The sequence below is a fragment of the Mesorhizobium sp. CAU 1732 genome (genome assembly GCF_039888675.1).
Classification (GTDB): Bacteria; Pseudomonadota; Alphaproteobacteria; order Rhizobiales; family Rhizobiaceae; genus Aerobium.
Map to the genome: position 1 here is coordinate 335,221 of NZ_JBDQQR010000002.1, position 18,154 is coordinate 353,374.

Here is an 18,154-nt window from a genome sequence, read left to right on the forward strand (position 1 = left end):
GCCTGCCCTGTTTTCAAGTTCAGGCCGCCAGCCCTTTCTTGCGCGAGCTCAGGCGGTAAACGGTTTCGGCGGTGTCGGAACTGATCCGGTCTTCGCGCAGATCCTCTTCGACACTCTCGATCGAGCGCTTGAGCGGATCGCCGTATCCGGCACCTCCGCCAAGCTGGAGTTCGACCATGCGGTCCGCCCGATCCACGATCACGAGGCCACCAGAGCCGACATCATCGACAACCTTGCCTTCCGCATCGCGAACCAGACCGTGGGCAAGCAGGCCTGTCTGGCCGCCGAACAGTCCCTCGATCGGGGCATTCACGCCTTCCGGCGACACGAACACCGTCAGCGGAAGCCCGTCATCCTGGCGCTTGGCGAGCCGGATTCGCGCGCCCAGACCACCGCGATGCTCACCCGCGCCGCCCGAATCCGTGACGAAGCTTTTTTCCAGCACGACGATCGGCGACCGGCTTTCCAGAAGCTCGATGGACGAGGTGGCGGCCGAAGTCGGCCAGAGAACCGACGACTTGCCGTCCTGTGCGGCGCTGCCGCCCTGCCCGCCGCCTGACAGCAGGTGATCGTAGAACACCTTGCCTTCGGGCGTCTTGCCGTAGACCGTCATCAGGCTGGGCAGGCCGGTATGCGCCACGACCTTGTCAGGAGCAGCCTCCGACAGAGCGCGGAAGATGTTCGGCGAGGTGTACCAGCCGGTGCGAGTGCGCAGGCTGACGGGCGCTGGCTTGTTGCAGTTCAGAACCGACCCTTCCGGCGCCTTCAGCTTGAACGGCCTGTAGCAGCCGGCATTGCCGCGCACATTCGGCGTCAGCATGCATTTCAGCGGATAGGTCGAGTGCGCCGTGGTGTAGCTCAGCGTACAGTTGATGCCGCCCAGCGGGACCTCGGGCGGAGCACCCTCGAAATCGAGTTCGATTTCGTCGCCCTGGATCGTCACCTTGACCGGAACCGTCATCGGCGTGCCAAGCGGGTTGTAGGTCGTCGTGGAGGTGTATTCACCGTCCGGCAGTGCGCGGATCGCCTCGCGCATCGCCTTTTCCGACCGCGACTGGATCACTTCGGCAAGCGCGGTCAGATCGGCCAGACCATACTCGTCCATGAAGGCCGAAAGGCGACGGCTGCCCGTCTCGTTGGCGGCAATCAGCGAGCGGACGTCGCCGAGGACCTGCTGCGAGTCGCGGATGTTCTCCGCCATGATGCGGAAGAGGTCTTCGTTCTCGACGCCGGCCCTGACCAGCTTCATCGGCGGGATCTGGAGACCTTCCTCATAGAGTTCGGTCGCCTTCATGCCGTTTCGGGTGCCGCCGATATCGCCGACATGGCCGACGGTTCCCATGACAGCCACGACCTTGCCGTTCTGGAAGACCGGCGTGATGACGGCGATGTCGAAGAGATGGCCGGCACAGAGCCACGGATCGTTCGAGACCAGCACGTCGCCCGGTTCCAGCGTTTCCACGGGATAGCGCGCGAGTGCGGCCTTCACCACCATCGGCAGCGTCAGGTTGAACACCGGCATGACGCGGCTCGAATGGGCGAGCGTCTCGCCCCTGGCGTCAAGGATGGAGCAACCGAAATCCTGCGATTCCGAGATGATCAGCGAATAGGCGGTGCGGCAGACCGTGTGCCACATCTCTTCCGAGACCGTGACCAGGCGGCTCCACATGATTTCGAGCGAGATCGGATCGGACTCGATCTTCTCGATCGCCTGTTCCTTCGTCATGTCCGGGGTGACGAGGTCCATGCCCTTGCCTGCAACGGCAATCGTGATGCGAAGGTTGCCGGCCTCGTCCACCGTCAGCGTGTCGCCGGGCGGAACCACCGTCGTGGACTCCCGCTCCTCGATGATCGCGGGTCCCTTCACCTCGACACCAGGCGTCAGCCGGTAGCGGTCGTAGATCGCCGCATCGACGAAGCCTTCGCCGAAATAGGTCTTGCGGTGTCCCTTGAGCGCGCTGTCATCGCCTTGCGGAAGCCCGTCCTGCTTGATGGAAAGCGTCGGCGTCGCGCCGCTGGCCCGGATGCGGAAGGACAGGATTTCCAGCTCCGCGCCCGCCGGGACGATGGTGTAACGCGCCGCATAGACGTCCTCGAACGCCTTACGGATCGAACCGTATGCGGAGGCGTCGAGCCTGCCTGCCGGGATCGGAACGTTGATCTCGTGAAGCTGGCCGACCAGTCGCATGTCGGCCGTACGCGTCAAGACGACGTCGGCAACATCCGCGCCCGCGGCCACCAGCTTGGCGACGCCTTCGTCGGCTAGCGAGCCGAAGGCTGCATTCAGCGCGTCCGCATCGAGATCGGGCGACAGTTCCATCGGATGGGACCGGACCAGATCGAAGGAGAGCGGCGCGGTCAGGAAGCCGAACGCGGACGCCGCGCCGCTTGCTTGCGGAATGATGACTTCGGATACGCCGAGAATGCGCGCAACGCGTGCTGCGAAAGCAGGACCTGCGCCGCCGAAGCCGATCATCGAATAGCCGCGCGGGTCCTTGCCCTTTTCCACGAGATGAATGCGTGCAGCACTCGCCATGTTCTCGCCGACCACCTGGTGGATGCCCCAGGCAGCCTCGACCGTGGAAATGTCGAGCGGTTCGGCAATCGTCTTCAACGCCGTTTCGGCCGCGTCGAGATCGAGCGTCATGCGTCCGCCCAGGAAGAAGGACGGGTCGTAATAGCCGAGCGCGACGCTCGCATCCGTCACGGTCGGCTTGTCACCGCCCGCGCCGTAACAGGCGGGGCCGGGCGCGGCCCCTGCCGAATGCGGGCCGACCTGAAGCAGGCCGACCTCATCGATCGACGCGATCGAGCCGCCGCCGGCCCCAATCTCGATCATGTCGACCACCGGCGACTTGATCGGCAGGCCGGACCCGTTCTTGAAGCGACGAACGCGGCCGGCTTCCAGATAGGAGGCGATGTGCGCCATCCCGTTTTCGATCATGCAGGCCTTCGCCGTCGTGCCGCCCATGTCGAAGGCGATGACGTTGTCCTTCCCTGCCGCCTTGCCGAACCATGCGGTGGCAAGCGCACCGCCGGCAGGGCCGGATTCCAGGAGGCGGATGGGGAAGTCGCGCGCCTCGTCGAGCGACACCAGGCCGCCCGCCGAATGCATCAGACGCAACGCGCCCCGGAAACCGCGCGCATGCAGCTCGCGCTCGAACCTGCTGAGGTAACGATCCATCAGCGGCTGGACATAGGCGTTCGCGCAGGTGGTGACGAAGCGCTGATATTCGGAGATTTCGGCCACGACTTCCGAGGAGATCGACACGGAAATCTCGGGGTGGTGCTGCTTGATCAGTTCCCGAACCCGGCGTTCGTGGTCCGGGTTGCGGTAGGAATGCATCAGACAGACCGCGATCGCCTCGACCTTGTCGGCGACCAGCCGCTTCACGGCGCGCAGAACCGACGCCTCGTCCAGAGGCTTGATCACACCGCCATCCGCGCCCACGCGCTCGGAAATTTCAAGCCGGCGGGAACGGCTCACCAGAGGCTCCGGGAACGTCAGGAACAGATCGTAGATGTCGTAGCGCTGCTCGAAGCCGATTTCGAGAATATCGCGAAAGCCTTCCGTGGTGATCAGGCCGACCGGAGCACCTTTCCGCTCGATCACCGCATTCGTGACCAGCGTCGTGCCATGCACGATCTCGTCGATGTCGGCCACGCTGAGACTTGCCGCCTCGACCACCTCGCCAAGGCCGCCCAGCGCACCCTTCGACGGATCTGCCGGCGTCGTCAGGCACTTATGCAGCCGGATCGCGCCTGCGCTCTCGTCGAACAGGATGAAGTCGGTAAAGGTGCCGCCAATATCGATACCGGCGCGGAAACCCTTGGCGTTAGCTTGCATTCGGAAAATCCCCATTCGTCGAGGCAAGCCGCAGGCAAGCCTCCGTCCTTACCGCCATCGCTGGCGGTCAAAGTGTTTGCATGAATTCTTCCGCGGCATTGGCGAAGCGGCTGGCCCGTCGAAAGGCGCGCGAGGCCTGCATCGTCACGCCCATTTTTTGTGCATGAAGAATGTTGCTGAGTTTATAGGCCGGCACGAAAGATGAGTCCAGCATAAGTTTCATATTTGACATTATGTTCCAATAGTGGAACAAATGGCATGTCAAACTCGCGGGAGGATTGAATTTGAGCGCCCTTGAAGATGCCATTGCAATTCTCGGTTGCTTCTCTTTCGAGGAGACTGCTCTGACTCAGGCCGAGCTGACGCGTCGCGTCGGCCGGCCGAAAGCAACGGTATCGCGGGTGATGAAGACGCTGCGGGATACCGGGATGCTGGAATATGATTCCGCAAGCCGGCTTTACCGCCCCGGCATCCGCCTGTTCGAACTGGGGCAGATTTCCCGCGCGCATCAAACCTTCCTGGATCTCGTCCAGAAGCGGCTCCAGCATGTCTGCGCCGTGGGTGGCCACACCGGATACATCACGATGTTCGATGGCCCGCAGATGGCGGTACTACGCATGGTGCGCGGTTCCAGCCCGATCGCGATCGCTGCGACGCCCGGCTACCGGGCCTGGCCCCATGCCACCTCCAACGGACGCGCCATGCTGTCGCTCCTGACCGACGAAGAGTGGCGCCAGCGTGTTCCGGCCGAGCTTCCCCTGCTCTCGAAAAACACCCCGCGAACGCATGAAGAGCTTCTGGAGCGCATTCGCCAGATACGCGAAACCGGACGCTCCTATTCGTCGGACGATTCCTACGAAGGCGTGTCGTCGCAAGGCATCGCATTTCGCGACCCCGACAGCCAGGAGGTCATCGGAGTGGCGATATCCTATGCGACGACGCTCGACACGCCCGAGCTGAAGGAAAAGATCGGCAGGCTTCTCGACGAGATGAAGCGGGACCTCGACCGTCAGTTCGCTTGATCAGGCCCCGGGTTCGAACCCTGTTAAGCGAAAAGTGCGTCACACGTGCTCGGCGATCACCAGCAAAAAGGCGGGGCCGTAACGATCGAGCTTGGCTTCGCCCACGCCCGGCACGTTCGCCATCTCGTCGCGTGAGGACGGCCTGACGGCAGCCAGCTCGATCAGCGTCTTGTCGTGGAAGATCACGTAGGGCGGAATGTTCTGTGCCCGCGCGATCTCCATGCGCTTCTGGCGCAACGCCTGGAACAGGTCGCGGTCTCCCTCGGCCATCGTCGACTGCGCTGCGCTGCGGGCGACCTTGTCGCGTCTTGCGCGTGGGGCCGGCGGCACCCGCAGCATCAGCGTCGGCTTGTCGCGCAGGAAATCGCGGCCCGTCTCCGAAATCGACAGTCCGCCATGACCGGCGAAGTCGACATCCACGAGACGCAGCGCGATCATCTGGCGCAGGATCGCCCGCCACGTCCGGTTGTCGTGCTCCGTGCCGATGCCGAAGGTGGAAATGCGGTCGTGGCCGAACTGGGCGATGCGGTCGTTTTCGACGCCGAGCAGCACGTCGGCGATATAGGCCTGCCCGAAGCGTTCGCCGGTGCGGTAGATGCACGACAGCGCCTTCTGCGCGGCGACGGTGCCGTCGAACAGCTTCGGCGGCTCGGCGCAGGTGTCGCAATTGCCGCATGGCTGGCTACGGTCGCCGAAATAGGACAACAGCACCTGTCGGCGGCAGCCCGCCGTCTCGGCCAGGCCCAAAAGCGCGTCTAGCTTCTGCCGCTCCATGCGCTTGCGCTGGTCGCCCGCATCGGATTCCTCGATGAAGCGGCTGCGCAGCGCGATGTCGTCGTGGCCGTAAAGCATCAGCGTGTCGGAGGGCAGCCCGTCGCGCCCGGCGCGTCCAGTCTCCTGATAGTAGGCCTCGATGCTGCCCGGCAGGTCGATATGCGCGACGAAGCGCACGTCCGGCTTGTCGATGCCCATGCCGAAGGCGATGGTGGCCACCATGATGACCGCTTCGCCGTGCTGAAAGCGCATCTGGTTGGCCTCGCGCACCGCCTTGTCCATGCCCGCGTGATAGGCGAGCGCATCGTAGCCCTGATCGCGCAGCCAGGCGGCGGTTTCCTCGGTCTTGCGCTTCGACAGGCAGTAGACGATGCCGCTTTCGTCCTTGTGGCGCTTCAGGAACTCCTTCAACTGGGCGCGCGGGTTGTCCTTTTCCTCGATGGCGTAGCGGATGTTGGGTCGGTCGAAGCCGGCGACGAAGGCGTCGTTTCCCGCGATGGCGAGATGCGACAGGATTTCCGCGCGCGTCGGTTCGTCCGCCGTCGCCGTCAGCGCCATGCGCGGCGTACCGGCAAAGCGCGACACGATGGCGTCGAGCTGGCGGTAGGACGGACGGAAATCGTGCCCCCATTGCGACAGGCAATGCGCCTCGTCGATGGCGATCAGCGACAGCTTTACGCCGTCCAGCCGCTCCAGCACGTCCGGCCGCAGCAGCGTTTCGGGCGCGACATAGAGGATGTCGAGCGCGCCCGTCTCGACCGCGTTCCACAGCGCGCGCCGCTCGTCCGGCGCAAGGTCGGAGTTGAGCGCCGCGGCCCGCACGCCCGCCTGCCGAAGTGCTGCGACCTGATCGGCCATCAGCGCCAGGAGCGGCGAGACGACGAGGCCCATGCCGGGTCGGACGATGGCGGGGATCTGGTAGCAGACCGACTTGCCGCCGCCCGTGGGCATCAGCACGAAGGCGTTGTTGCCGGCGATCACATGCTCGACGATCCGCGCCTGCGGTCCCCGGAACGCGTCATAGCCGTAAACGGTCTTCAGGATGTCGAGGGCTGCGACGGTCATCTGCTCCGGATATCAGGAATCACGCGGAAGCCCCTTCATAAGCAGCTCCGGGATGATCGCAACCGTGGATGCGTGTCTTGTTTCCGGATCAGGTCAGTTCTTTCAAGCCGGCCGGTGTTTCTATGAGCGCCCAGCGATGCTCTAGAACCCGTCATTCCTCCGACCGGCCGTCGAGCGCGTCGATTATGGCTTGTCGCGCCCGATAGTGTACGCGCAGCCGATCCTCTTCGGCTTCCAGCTCTGCGCAACCCAATTCGTCCATGGCCTGTGTGATCGCGGCGGCACGGGCGGAATCATATGGGTCCTCGTCTGCCCAGTAGATGCACTGAGCGCGACGGTCGACAAAGTTTTGCGCATCTGCGGGCAATGCCCGCGCAGCCGGCGCAGCCGACAAGAACACAGCCATCGAGACAGTCGTGCGGCATAGACGCAACCACCGATGTTCGGGATTACGTTTGCGTTCCGCCACTGCGTCCTCCCGATGGATAACCTGTTCGACCTTAGCCCGCCCATGCGCCGACCGCCAAGACTCAAGGCCTCTGCGCCCCGGTGGCGGCGACGTAGAGCAGATAGACCGACGTCGTGGCGGTGATGAACAGCCGGTTGCGGCGCGGTCCGCCGAAGGTCAGGTTGGAGACGCGCTGCGGCACGTGGATCTTGCCGAGACAATGCCCGTCAGGCGAGAAGACGTGTACGCCGTCCTCCGCGCTCGACCACAGATTGCCGTTCATGTCGCAGCGAATGCCGTCCGGCAGCCCATTGTCGATGGTGCAGAAAACGTCGCCGCCTGTGAGCCGGTCGCCCGCGACGTCGAAGACGCGGATGACGCTGGGAACGTTTTCGTCGTGGCTCGATCCACTCTCCGCGATGTAGAGCCGCTTTTCATCCGGCGAGAAGCAAAGGCCGTTGGGCTGCGTGAAGTCATCGACGACCGACGCCAGCGCGCCGGATGTCGAGTCGAGGCGGAAGACGTTGCGGGCAGCCTGCTCCGGCTCGGCACGATAGCCCTCGTAGTCGGAGAGGATTCCGTAGGTGGGATCGGTGAACCAGATCGAACCATCAGATTTGACGATCACGTCGTTAGGCGAGTTCAGGCGCTTGCCGCCGAAGCTGTCGGCCAGGACGGTCGTCGAGCCGTCGGCTTCGGTGCGTGTCACCCGGCGGCTGCCGTGTTCGCAGGATATGAGCCGGCCCTGACGATCGCGCGTGTGCCCGTTGGCGAAGTTCGACGCCTGGCGGAAGACGCTGGTTCCCTGTCCCGGCACCCATCGCATGATGCGGTCGTTGGGGATGTCGGAGAACAGGAGCAGGTCCTGATCCGCGAACCAGACCGGTCCTTCCGTCCAGCGGCAGCCGCTCGCGATCTCTTCCATGCCCGCGTAAATGACCACACAGTCGAGGAAGCGGGGGTCGCGAATGTCGTAGAGGTCCTGGGTCATGATAAAGCGCCCTAGCGTGCCTCCATGCGCCGCGCGCTCGCGGCCAGGATGACGGCGATGATGATGAGACCGGTGAGGATGAGCCGGGGCCCCGCGCCGAAGCCGTAGGTGTTGAGCATCGAGACGACGAGGAACAGGAAGAGCGCGGCACCCCAGATGCCGGGAACGTTGGAGTTGCCGCCGGCCACGGAAGAGCCCCCGATAACGACGACGGCGATCGATGCCAGCAGGTACTCAGCGCCCATGTTGAGCGCCGCGCCGCCCGAAAAGCAGGCCAGCACGAAACCGCCCAGCCCAGCGAGCGTCGCGCACAGGACATAGGTGAGAAGCCTGACGCCATCCACCGGCACGCCCGCCATGCGCGCGGCGGCCATGCTCTGGCCGATGGCGGTGACGCGCCGCCCGAAGGGCGTCCGCTCGAGCAGGAACCAGGCGGCGATGGTCAGAAGACCCGCCATGACGGCCACGTTGGGCACGCCCCACAGATTGCCGGTCGAGGCCGAGGCCAGCCATTCGGGCGGCTTCACGCGCAGCCCCCGGTTCGTCCAGATCGCCATCGACTGGATGAGAAAACTCATCGCCAGCGTGGCGATGATCGGCGGTATGCGCAACGCCTTGATGAGCGTGTAGTTCGCGACGCCGACGCCCGCGCCGATGCCGAGCGAGATCGCCAGGCCGGGGATGATCAGACCGTTCTGCTCGGCCATGAACTTGAGCGATACCGTGCCGGCCAGCGTCATCGTCGCGGGGATCGAAAGGTCGATGTTCCCGGGACCGAGCGTGATGACGAACATCTGGCCGAGCCCGACGATGACGGAAAAGGCCGCGAAGGTGAAAGCGGCCTGTGTCAGGCCGCCGGCACTCGCACCTGCGGTGGCAGCGGTCGTCACGATCCACACGGCGATCGCGCCAGCCCAGGCCCATATCCATGGTCGCAGCAGAAGGGCTCTCATCGCGCCACGACTCCGCGCTTTTCGAGCGAGCGCAGGCCGAGCCGTAGCGCGAGCACGAGGATCAGGATGGCGCCCTGCGCTCCGATCTGCCAGTCCGGCGACAGGCGCAGGAACGACAGGAAGGAGCCGGCAAGAGCCAGCGTCAGCGCACCGACGACTGCGCCGACCGCCGAGACCCGGCCGCCGACGAACTCGCCGCCGCCGAGGATCACACCGGCGATGGACAGGAGCGTGTAGCGAAGCGCGATGTTGGCGTCCGCCGATGTGGTCAGCCCCACAAGGGCCATGCCCGCCATGACGGCGAAGGCTGCGGCAAGCGCATAGGCCGCGGCGCGCACCAGAAGCACGTTCCATCCGGCGCGCGACACAGAGCGCTCGTTGCCGCCGACGCCCCGTATCGCGACACCGAGCGACGAGCGCGCGATGATCAGGTGCGCCGCAACCGCGATCAGGACGCTCGCTGCGATTGCCATCGGGACGAGCGGCGGGCGCAGCGTCATCAGCGCCCGGATCCCGTCGGGCGGAGAGCCGCCCGGCACGGGCAGGATCATCACCGCGAGACCGGTCCACACGAAGCTCATGCCCAGCGTCACGACGATCGACGGCAGGCGTTGCAAATAGATGACGACGCCCAGCACGGCATAGACGCAGATGCAGCCAACGAGGATCGCCGTTCCCAGAAGCGGGGTCTGCTGCAGGACGGTGGCGGTCACGCAGGCGACGAAGCTGACGAACGCGCCCATCGACAGATCGAGGTCGTTGACCGCGATGATGAACATCTGCGCCAGCGTCGCCAGCGCGATCGGCACGGCGAGATTGAAGAGAAGGTTCAGTCCGGTGTAGCTCATCGCGCGCGGCTGCAACGCGAACACGCCGATCAGCAGCGCCGCAAGCGCCATGACGGGTACGGCAAGCCGAACATGATCTGCATTCAGCTTCATGAAGCCGCCCTGAACGAGGCTGCGAGCATGGCTTCCTCGGTGATGCCGTCTCCGGTCAGTTCGGCTTCAATGAAGCCCTCGCGGAACACGAAGACCCGGTCGCACTGCTCCATTTCCTCCATTTCGGTGGAGTACCAGACAAAGGCGCGGCCCTTGTCGGCCTCCGCCCGGACGATGTCGTAGACCTCCTGCTTGGTGCCGACATCGACGCCACGCATCGGGTCGTCCATCAGAACGAGCGGGGCGCTGGTCAGAAGCGCGCGGGCAAACAGCACCTTCTGCTGGTTGCCGCCAGACAACGACAGGATGGGCAGCGAGAGATCGGGCGAGCGGATGCCGATGCGCGTTTTCCACTCGTCCGCAGCCTGGCGTTCGGCGTCGCGATCGATCACGCCGCCCCGGACGAACCCTGACAGTGCGCTCATGACGAGGTTCATCCGGATCGACCATGCTTCGAACACGCCGTCGAGCCGCCGGTCTCCGGCGACGAACGCCACGGCGGGATCGCGGATGGTGCGCCATTCGGACGACAGGCGGGCGTGCAGCATGTGCAGCAATTCCGTCTGCCCGTGTCCGGCCAGACCAGCCAGCCCGACGACCTCGCCGGGATGAACGGAGAAGGGAAGGCCGCGCCGGGGTTCATGGACGATCAGGGGCGCTTCGTTCGCCGCCGTCACCCTGTGTTTCGCCGACCTGTCGCGCGCCGTCGAACCCATCGCGGTCACCAGCCCCTCCTGCGTGAACTCGCTCGCGGGACGGTCGGCGACGACCTGTCCGTCCTTCATCACGACGATCCGGTCGCAACTGGCCAGGATTTCCGAAAGGATGTGCGAGATCAGAACCACGCATCCGCCCGCTGCCACGAAGCGGCGCACGTGGGCGAGCAGTTGCGCCGCGGTTTCTCCGTCCAGCGACGAGGTCGGCTCATCCAGGATGACGATGCGTGGCGCGATGCCCGGATCTGCGAATGCCATCGCGATCTCGACCATCTGGCGCTGGGCGATCGCCAGGCCGGAGACCTGGCTGTGCGGGTCGATGCCGTGGCCGGGAAACACGCGGTTGAGGCTTTCGCGGATGATGGCTGCCGCCCGAGCGCGCCACGCTTTCCCCGGCGCGCCGAAATGCCCCTTGTGCATGAGGCGGGTGTTCTCGACGATCGTCAGATTGGGGCAAAGCGACAGCTCCTGGAAGACGCAGCGCAGACCTTGCGCCCGCGCCTCGCCAACGCCCCAGCCGCGCTGTTCGCCGTCCACGAGGACCGATCCGGCCTGCGGCGTCAGCCCCCCATTGAGCACGTTCACCAGCGTGGACTTGCCGGCTCCGTTGTGGCCGACCAGCCCCACGCACGCGCCGGCGCGCAACGCCAGGCTCACGCCGTCCAGCGCATTCACCACGCCGAACCGCATGCTCGCATCGGAAACCGCAACGAGGGGAGAGGCTTCGCTCATCATCGTTCCATGCAGCTAGACCGGCCGGAATCGGCCGGTCGTGGGCTGTGTCGGCTGAGCCGTTCGTGACGTCACGCTCAGTTGGCGCTTTCGATCACCGCGACGGCGTCTTCGAGCGAATACTCGACATTGGCCACCCCGCCCGCAGGCGTCGTCTCGAGGTTCTGTTCGAGATTGTCCTGCGAGATCGTCAGGAACGGAACGATCAGCTCCTTGGAGACTTCCTTGCCGTCGAGGATCTGCTGGGCCACCCAGAATGCAAGCGTCGAAACGCCCGGCGCGATCGACACCGACATAGTCTCATAGCCGTCCGCGTCCTTCCTCTCCTTCCACCAGGCAAGCTCGTCCTGCCGGTTGCCCATCACGATGATCGGCACATCGCGCCCGGCGGCCGCGATAGCCTGCGCCGCGCCATAGCCGTCGCCGCCCTGCGTCACCACGCCGACGATCTCGGGAAGCGAGGGGAGGATGCCCGCGACCGCGCGCTGCGCGACGTCCTGCGCCCAGTCGCCATGTACGGAGCCGACGATCTTGAACTGCGGGAACTGCTCGACGCCGGCATGGATGCCCGCGCTGATCTCGTCATCGACGAAGACGCCCGCCAGGCCGCGTATCTCGAGAAGATTGCCGCCATCCGGCAGCCTGCCCGCGAGATATTCGACCTGTCCGCGCCCCATCTCCTTGAAATCCACCGCAATGCGCCATGCGCACGGCTCGGTCACGACGCCGTCGAAGCTGACGACCACGATGCCGGCATCGCATGCTTCCTTGACCGCGCCGTTGAGCGCGGTTGGCGATGCGGCGTTGACGACGATCGCGTCATAGCCCTGAAGGATCATGTTCTGGATTTGCGACGCCTGTTCGGTCGCCGAATTCTCGCCGGTCGTGAACGGATCTGCGGCGGCTACCACGCCTTCGCTGACCGCCGGCCCCGTCACCGTCTCCCAACTCGTCAGCATGGCCTGACGCCATGAATTGCCGGCATAATTGTTGGACAGCGCAATACGTTTGTCGGCAGTGTCCGCTGTCGCCGGCACCGCCAGAAGCGCAAGCGCCGCAGTCAGCAGGATTGTCCTGTTCATGCTCGTCTCCTCCCTGAGATAGCCGCTCCGTTGATCGGGCGGCGTTTCGGCATAAGATCGGGCTCCTCCGCCCGTAACCCAAGAGTGGCGCAACGGCGCGGGTCTGCCTAGTGCCGGATCAGCAGGCCAGGTGCGCGTTTACGCGGGTAATTTGCGGGAACCCGCAACATCCCTGCTCGCAACCCCCTTGGCCGCGCCGCGCATCGCGTTCATGATCGCCGTCCCAGGGAGGCGACGATGAGCGGGCCACGGCCGGCTGCCAGATTGAACCAGTTTTTCCGCATGTCGCGGCTCCTCGCCGGACAGCTCGACTTCCTGTCGGCGATCCGCTCGGTGGCCGACGAGATCGCCGACGTCGTCGCGCACGATCATCTCGACGTCTGCATCATCCGGCCCGACGGCAAGGTGCACACCGCCTACGAGACGGGTATCGACACGGCATGGGGCAGCCAACCCAACTGCCCCGTCGCGTTCAGTCCCATCCGGGCGTTGCTGATGGGCGAGGTCGACCACATGATCTCCGCGGACGCCACGTCGGACCCGCAGTTCCACTTCGCGGGCGCCTTCGTGAAACCGATCCACGATCACCAGCTTCGCTCGCGCATTCATCTGCCGATGGTGGTGCATGGCGAGGTGATCGGCGCGCTGTCCTTTTCGCTGCACGAGGCGGGCCAGTATGGCGCGGCCGACATCCGCAACGGCGGCTATGTCGCGGAACTTCTCTCGCCGTATTTCTTCGCGCTTCGCGCGGCTGAGCAGGCGCGGCAATCGGCCATCGTGGAAGCGGCGGCACGGGCGCGCGAGGAAGGCCTGCGCCAGGGCGCGTTGCGCCTGACGGAAGCGCTCGAAACCGAACGCCAGCGCCTCGGAATGGACCTTCACGACCAGACGCTGGCCGATCTCACCCGCCTTGCGCGGCGGCTGGAGCGCCTGTCGCGGACCCAGGCCGCCGATCCGTCGGAGCTGGCCGCCGCATGCGAGGCGCTTCAGGCCAGCATGGCCGCCCTGCGCAGCATCATCGACGAGGCCAAGCCGACCGTTCTCCACCTGTTCGGCTTCGCCCAGGCGGTGGAGAACCATCTCGAACGCGCCATTCGAGACAGCGGACAGGCGATCGAGGCCGACCTTGTGGTCGACGGCGCGAGCGCTATCGATGCGATGCCGGCGAGTGTCTCGGTCGCGCTCCTGCGTATCGTCCAGGAGGCCGTCAACAACGCCGTCAGCCATGCCGCGGCCGGCCGTCTGGAAGTCCGGCTCGGCATGGTGGGCGGGCAGGTGGTCATCACCGTCACCGATGACGGACGAGGGCTGACGCAGGTCCATCGTCCCGGCGGCGCCGGTATCGACAACATGCGCACCCGCGCAAGGCTGATCGGCGCCCGGCTGAGCCTGGGGTCCGGGCGCGAGGGCAAGGGCACGGTCATGCGCGTCGCGCTGCCGCTGGCCGAGATGCATCCGAACGTCAGGAACGCTTCATGAAGGTGCTCATCGTCGAGGACGACCCGCTGCACAGGGCATATCTGCACGATTCGGTCTGCTCCGCCCTGCCGGAATGCGATGATGTGCTCGAGGCACGCGACGGCGACGAAGGCCAGACGCTGGCGCGCGAACAGCCGCAGGCACACATCGTGATGGACCTGCAGATGCAGCCCAGGACCGGTATCGACGCTGCCCGCACGATCTGGCGCGAGCGGCCGCAGACGCGGATCCTGTTCTGGTCGAACTATGCCGACGAGGCCTATGTGCGCGGCGTCAGCCGCATCGTGCCGGCAGGCGCAGCCTATGGCTATGTGCTGAAATCGGCCTCCGACGAGAGGTTGCGCCTGGCCCTGCGCAGCATCTTCGTCGAGAACCAGTGCGTCATCGACGGTGCGGTGCGCGGCACCCAGCAAAAGAGCCTGGCGCCCAGCGATGGCATCACGGAGACGGAGTACGAAATCCTGGTCGATATCGCGCTCGGCCTGACAGACAAGGCAATCGCCGAGCGCCGGGGCATATCGCTGCGTTCGGTGCAGAACCGGCTCCAGGCGATCTACGACAAGCTCGGCGTGCATGCGGGTGATGACGAAGCCGGCCAGTTCAACCTGCGGGGCAGAGCGGTCGCGAACGCGATGCTGCGCAAACTGCTCAACTCCGGCGCGCTCGAACGCGCCGAAACCGACCTGCGCGAATGGCTCGCCCGCCGCAAAGCGCACACGGACTGAAAACGCGGCCACCGACACCGAAAGATCGCAACCCGCCTAGCCGTCTACCAGCTTGCGACGCAGCTCCGTCTTCAGCACCTTGCCATAGCTGTTCTTGGGCAGTTCGGCGCAGAGTATATAGCGCTTCGGTTTCTTGAACGAGGCCATCTCGGCGCGGCACCACGCCTCGAGCGCGGCGGCGTCGCAATCGCCGTCCGGACGGCCGACGACGAAGGCGACGACGTCCTCGCCCCACTCGGCGCTCGGTGCGCCGATCACCGACACTTCCAGCACGCCGGGGTGGCGCGCCAGCACCTCCTCCACCTCGCGCGGATAGATGTTGGTGCCACCGGAGATGATCAGGTCCTTGGCGCGATCCGTGAGCGTCAGGAAGCCGTCCTCGTCCACCCTGCCGATATCGCCGGTATGGAGCCAGCCGTCACGTATCGCCTCGGCGGTCGCCTTCTCGTTGCGCCAGTAACCCTTCATCACGGTCGCGCCGCGCACCAGGATCTCGCCCGGCTCGCCCGCCGGTTTTTCGTCTCCGTCGGTGGCGATCCGCAATTCCACGCAAGCCATCGCCTGTCCCACGGACGCGCGACGCTCGCGCCAGGCCGGATGCGCCGCGTCGGCGACCAGTTCGCGCCGCAGCGAGGTGATCGTCATCGGTGTCTCGCCCTGGCCGTATATCTGGACGAACCGCGGACCGAACAGCGCCAGCGCCTCGTCTATGTCGGCGGCATACATCGGCCCGCCGCCATAGATGATCGTGCGGATACCCTCGCCGCGATAGCCGGAGCGTTTCGCCGCCTCGATCATGCGCTTGACCATCGTGGGCGCGGCGAACATCACCGTCGCGCCGAAATGGCGCGACAAGGCTTCGATCTCGTTCGGGTCGAAACCGCGCGAGGCCGGGAACACGTGCCGCCCACCCACCCGCACGAAGACGAAATTGTAGATGCCCGCGCCATGCGAGAAGGGGGCGGCATAGAGCGTCGCCTGCTCCTCGCCAGGCTGATCCACGTCCAGCGCATAGGCGAGCGTGGCGACCCGCATGTTCCAGTGAGTCAGCATCACGCCCTTGGGTCGCCCGGTCGTGCCGGAGGTGTAGAACAGCCAGGCGACGTCGTCGGATGCGACCTGCGCAGGAGTGTCGCCACCCTTGCCATGCGACGACAGCGCCCGCCATTGCGGCGAGCCGGTCGCGATCTCGACGCATCCCTGCGGCAGCTCGGCATTCGTCCCGACCTTGCCGTCATCGGACACCAGCAGTGCCGCGCCCGAATTCTCCACGATCCAGGCCGCCTCGCGCGGATGGAGCTTGTTGTTGATCGGCACGACGACGCCGCCGAACCACCAGATCGCGTAGAACAGCTCGATATAGGTGGGATCGTTCTTCATGAAGATGGCGACGCGGTCGCCTGCCTTCAGCCCATGCGCCGCCTGTAATCCCGCCGCCAGTTCCTTCGCGCGCGCGGCGAACTGCGCGTAGGTCGCGTAGAGCCGCGTCCCCTCGAAGATCGCCGGCGCATCGGGTTTCGCGCGCGCAGTCGCGTTCAGCCAGTCCGCAAGGTTCATGCCGTCTCTCCCGATCAGACTTCGCGACCTTCCATCAGCCGCAGCGGCGTGTAGGTGATGACGGTCTCTCCACGCTGATTGACCACGCTGTTGCGCGTGCGCACAAGACCTCGCCCGCCCTTGCTGGCGGGGCGAACCTCCATCACCTCGATCTCGACATGGATCGTGTCGCCCTGCAGCACCGGGCCTGACACGTTGAGTTCCATGTGCAGGAAGGCGAGGCCGGTGCCCTGCGCGGTCGCGTTCAGCGTCAGCCCCTCCGCCAGCGCGTAGACGAGGGCCGCAGGCGCGGGCCGACCCGGGATCGCCGAATGGCTGGCCCGGTATTCCGCGTCCACGAACAGCGATTCCAGCATTCCAGCACAGGAGATGAAGTTGACGATATCGGTATCGGTGATCGTCCTCCCGAATGTGCGGAACCGCTGCCCGACCTCGAGATCGTTCCAGCGAAATCCCTCTCCAAGTAACTTCATGTTCCTGCTCCTCGTGATGGCATGGTTGGCGGCGGCAGCGCCTGGGGGTTCTGAAGCCGGCCGGACATCCAGAACGGCGTGCAGGCGACCAGAATGCTGACGCCCGAAAAGATGAAAGCGGCGCGGTAATCTCCCGTCAGATCGTGCAGGAACCCCGACATCCACGAGCCGAAGGCCGAGCCGAACGACATGGTCATGAAGATCGCACCAAAGATCGAGGCGACGGCACCCTGGGCGAAGATGCGTGCCGTGAGTGTCGAGATGATGGGCCCCCGCGCGCCCTGGCTGACGCCGAAGGCGATGACGTAGATCAGGATCAGAAGCGAACTCGCGACGACCGAAAAAGCCAGGAGCGCCGCCACGCCGACGAAAGTCCCGACAAACGACAAGGTGGCGGCGAAGCGGTTGCCGTAGCGCGCGCACAGCCAGCCGGAAAACACCACACCGAAGATCGACAGCATTCCCGACGCACCGAAGGTGAGCGCCGCCTCGATCGGCGGATAGCCCTGATCGACCAGATAGGCCACGGTCTGCACCACGACGCTGTAGACGCCGCAGGCGGTGAAGAAGAAGACCTGCACCAGAAGCCAGAACTCGCGCGTCCGCAGCGCCGTGGCGATGCGCCAGCCATTGGTCCGCGACACCGCAACGGCCGGTTCCTCCGCCATGGGATCGACCGCCGGCTTCCTGCCTTGTCCCTCGGCGATGCGGCCCCATGGCAGCAGCAGGAGCGGCGTCATGCCGATCAGCACCAGCGCGATCAGGCGATAGGTGTCGCGCCAGCCATAGGCGTCGATGCCGGCCTGCGCGAGCGGCACGATGACGAGGATGCCCGAGCCGAAGCCCGCATAGGCGATGGCGATGGCGAGGCTCATGTTGCGATCGAACCAGCGGCCGATCAGGGCGGCTGCCGGCACCATCCCCAGCGCCGACGCGGCGACGCCGCAAAAGCCGCCGATGAACAGGTAGATATGCCAGAGCGCGGTCGTCGTCGATGCGGCCCACATCGCGCCGATCATCGTGGCGAGGCCGAGGCCGTAGGTCACGCGCGGACCCCAGCGGTCCAGCATCATGCCAGACAGCGGCGCCATCAGCCCGACGGTCAGGAGATAAACGGAGTAGACGCCTGTGAGGGTCGAGCGGCTCCAGCCGAATTCGGCCTCGAGCGGCAGCATGAACACCATGAAGGTGTCCACGACGCCGCGCGCGACGAAATTGAACAGGAAGCCCATGGTGACGACCAGTCCGGCCATCATCAGGTGGTTCCTGGAAACCTTGTCGTCGGGTGCGGTCTGCGATGTCATGCGCGCCATGCCGGAAAGCATCGCCCCGACCACCGGGACCAGGGC

Annotated in this window: 15 protein-coding genes; 3 read left to right on the forward strand and 12 right to left on the reverse strand. The window is 65.5% G+C overall.

Features of this window, described 5'->3' with window-relative positions; translation table 11 throughout:
* Positions 1-19 precede the first annotated feature (19 nt).
* Together AAFN55_RS19360 and AAFN55_RS19365 are read right to left on the reverse strand one after the other, a co-directional pair.
* On the reverse strand, positions 20-3,847 hold the full coding sequence (locus AAFN55_RS19360) for a hydantoinase B/oxoprolinase family protein (RefSeq protein WP_347800609.1): 3,828 nt from the start codon (positions 3,845-3,847) through the stop codon (positions 20-22).
* A gap of 67 nt (positions 3,848-3,914) precedes the next feature.
* On the reverse strand, positions 3,915-4,070 hold the full coding sequence (locus AAFN55_RS19365) for a hypothetical protein (RefSeq protein ID WP_347800610.1): 156 nt from the start codon (positions 4,068-4,070) through the stop codon (positions 3,915-3,917).
* Between the two features lie 61 nt (positions 4,071-4,131).
* Here AAFN55_RS19365 and AAFN55_RS19370 point away from each other — a divergent pair, with 61 nt between their 5' ends.
* Positions 4,132-4,869 (forward strand): IclR family transcriptional regulator, encoded by a 738-nt coding sequence (locus tag AAFN55_RS19370; RefSeq protein ID WP_347800611.1) that lies wholly within the window; start codon positions 4,132-4,134, stop codon positions 4,867-4,869.
* A gap of 39 nt (positions 4,870-4,908) precedes the next feature.
* Here AAFN55_RS19370 and recQ read toward each other — a convergent pair whose 3' ends face one another.
* The 7 genes from recQ to AAFN55_RS19405 all read right to left on the reverse strand — a co-directional run bounded on the left by recQ (position 4,909) and on the right by AAFN55_RS19405 (position 12,571).
* A complete protein-coding gene (gene recQ / locus AAFN55_RS19375) occupies positions 4,909-6,708 on the reverse strand; it encodes a DNA helicase RecQ (RefSeq protein WP_347800612.1) in 1,800 nt (599 codons plus the stop codon).
* 151 nt (positions 6,709-6,859) lie between these two features.
* Positions 6,860-7,177, reverse strand: coding sequence for a hypothetical protein (locus AAFN55_RS19380; RefSeq protein WP_347800613.1), 318 nt, complete (start codon positions 7,175-7,177; stop codon positions 6,860-6,862).
* A gap of 61 nt (positions 7,178-7,238) precedes the next feature.
* Positions 7,239-8,147: an SMP-30/gluconolactonase/LRE family protein gene (locus AAFN55_RS19385; RefSeq protein WP_347800614.1), complete on the reverse strand. Its 909-nt coding sequence runs from the start codon at positions 8,145-8,147 to the stop codon at positions 7,239-7,241.
* A gap of 11 nt (positions 8,148-8,158) precedes the next feature.
* Positions 8,159-9,100 (reverse strand): ABC transporter permease, encoded by a 942-nt coding sequence (locus tag AAFN55_RS19390; RefSeq protein ID WP_347800615.1) that lies wholly within the window; start codon positions 9,098-9,100, stop codon positions 8,159-8,161.
* Positions 9,097-10,041 carry an ABC transporter permease gene (locus AAFN55_RS19395; RefSeq protein WP_347800616.1) on the reverse strand — a complete coding sequence of 315 codons (945 nt, stop codon included), beginning with the start codon at positions 10,039-10,041 and terminating at the stop codon, positions 9,097-9,099. The genes AAFN55_RS19390 and AAFN55_RS19395 overlap by 4 nt, the downstream gene beginning before the upstream one ends.
* Positions 10,038-11,489: a sugar ABC transporter ATP-binding protein gene (locus AAFN55_RS19400; RefSeq protein WP_347800617.1), complete on the reverse strand. Its 1,452-nt coding sequence runs from the start codon at positions 11,487-11,489 to the stop codon at positions 10,038-10,040. The genes AAFN55_RS19395 and AAFN55_RS19400 overlap by 4 nt, the downstream gene beginning before the upstream one ends.
* Positions 11,490-11,566: 77 nt before the next feature.
* On the reverse strand, positions 11,567-12,571 hold the full coding sequence (locus AAFN55_RS19405) for an ABC transporter substrate-binding protein (RefSeq protein ID WP_347800618.1): 1,005 nt from the start codon (positions 12,569-12,571) through the stop codon (positions 11,567-11,569).
* Positions 12,572-12,808: 237 nt separating this feature from the next.
* Here AAFN55_RS19405 and AAFN55_RS19410 point away from each other — a divergent pair, with 237 nt between their 5' ends.
* Together AAFN55_RS19410 and AAFN55_RS19415 are read left to right on the forward strand one after the other, a co-directional pair.
* Positions 12,809-14,050 carry a sensor histidine kinase gene (locus AAFN55_RS19410; protein ID WP_347800619.1) on the forward strand — a complete coding sequence of 414 codons (1,242 nt, stop codon included), beginning with the start codon at positions 12,809-12,811 and terminating at the stop codon, positions 14,048-14,050.
* Positions 14,047-14,775 carry a response regulator transcription factor gene (locus AAFN55_RS19415; RefSeq protein ID WP_347800620.1) on the forward strand — a complete coding sequence of 243 codons (729 nt, stop codon included), beginning with the start codon at positions 14,047-14,049 and terminating at the stop codon, positions 14,773-14,775. The genes AAFN55_RS19410 and AAFN55_RS19415 overlap by 4 nt, the downstream gene beginning before the upstream one ends.
* Before the next feature lie 36 nt (positions 14,776-14,811).
* On the opposite strand, the gene AAFN55_RS19420 is transcribed toward AAFN55_RS19415, so the two are convergent.
* Genes AAFN55_RS19420 through AAFN55_RS19430 form a run of 3 tightly spaced genes read right to left on the reverse strand, consistent with a single transcriptional unit; the run spans position 14,812 to position 18,109 of the window.
* Complete coding sequence (locus AAFN55_RS19420) at positions 14,812-16,332, reverse strand: AMP-binding protein (RefSeq protein WP_347800621.1); 1,521 nt, start codon at positions 16,330-16,332, stop codon at positions 14,812-14,814.
* A 14-nt stretch (positions 16,333-16,346) separates the two neighbouring features.
* On the reverse strand, positions 16,347-16,805 hold the full coding sequence (locus AAFN55_RS19425; RefSeq protein ID WP_347800622.1) for a MaoC family dehydratase N-terminal domain-containing protein: 459 nt from the start codon (positions 16,803-16,805) through the stop codon (positions 16,347-16,349).
* Positions 16,802-18,109, reverse strand: coding sequence for an MFS transporter (locus AAFN55_RS19430; protein WP_347800623.1), 1,308 nt, complete (start codon positions 18,107-18,109; stop codon positions 16,802-16,804). Before AAFN55_RS19430 ends, AAFN55_RS19425 begins: the two co-directional genes overlap by 4 nt.
* Positions 18,110-18,154 lie beyond the last annotated feature (45 nt).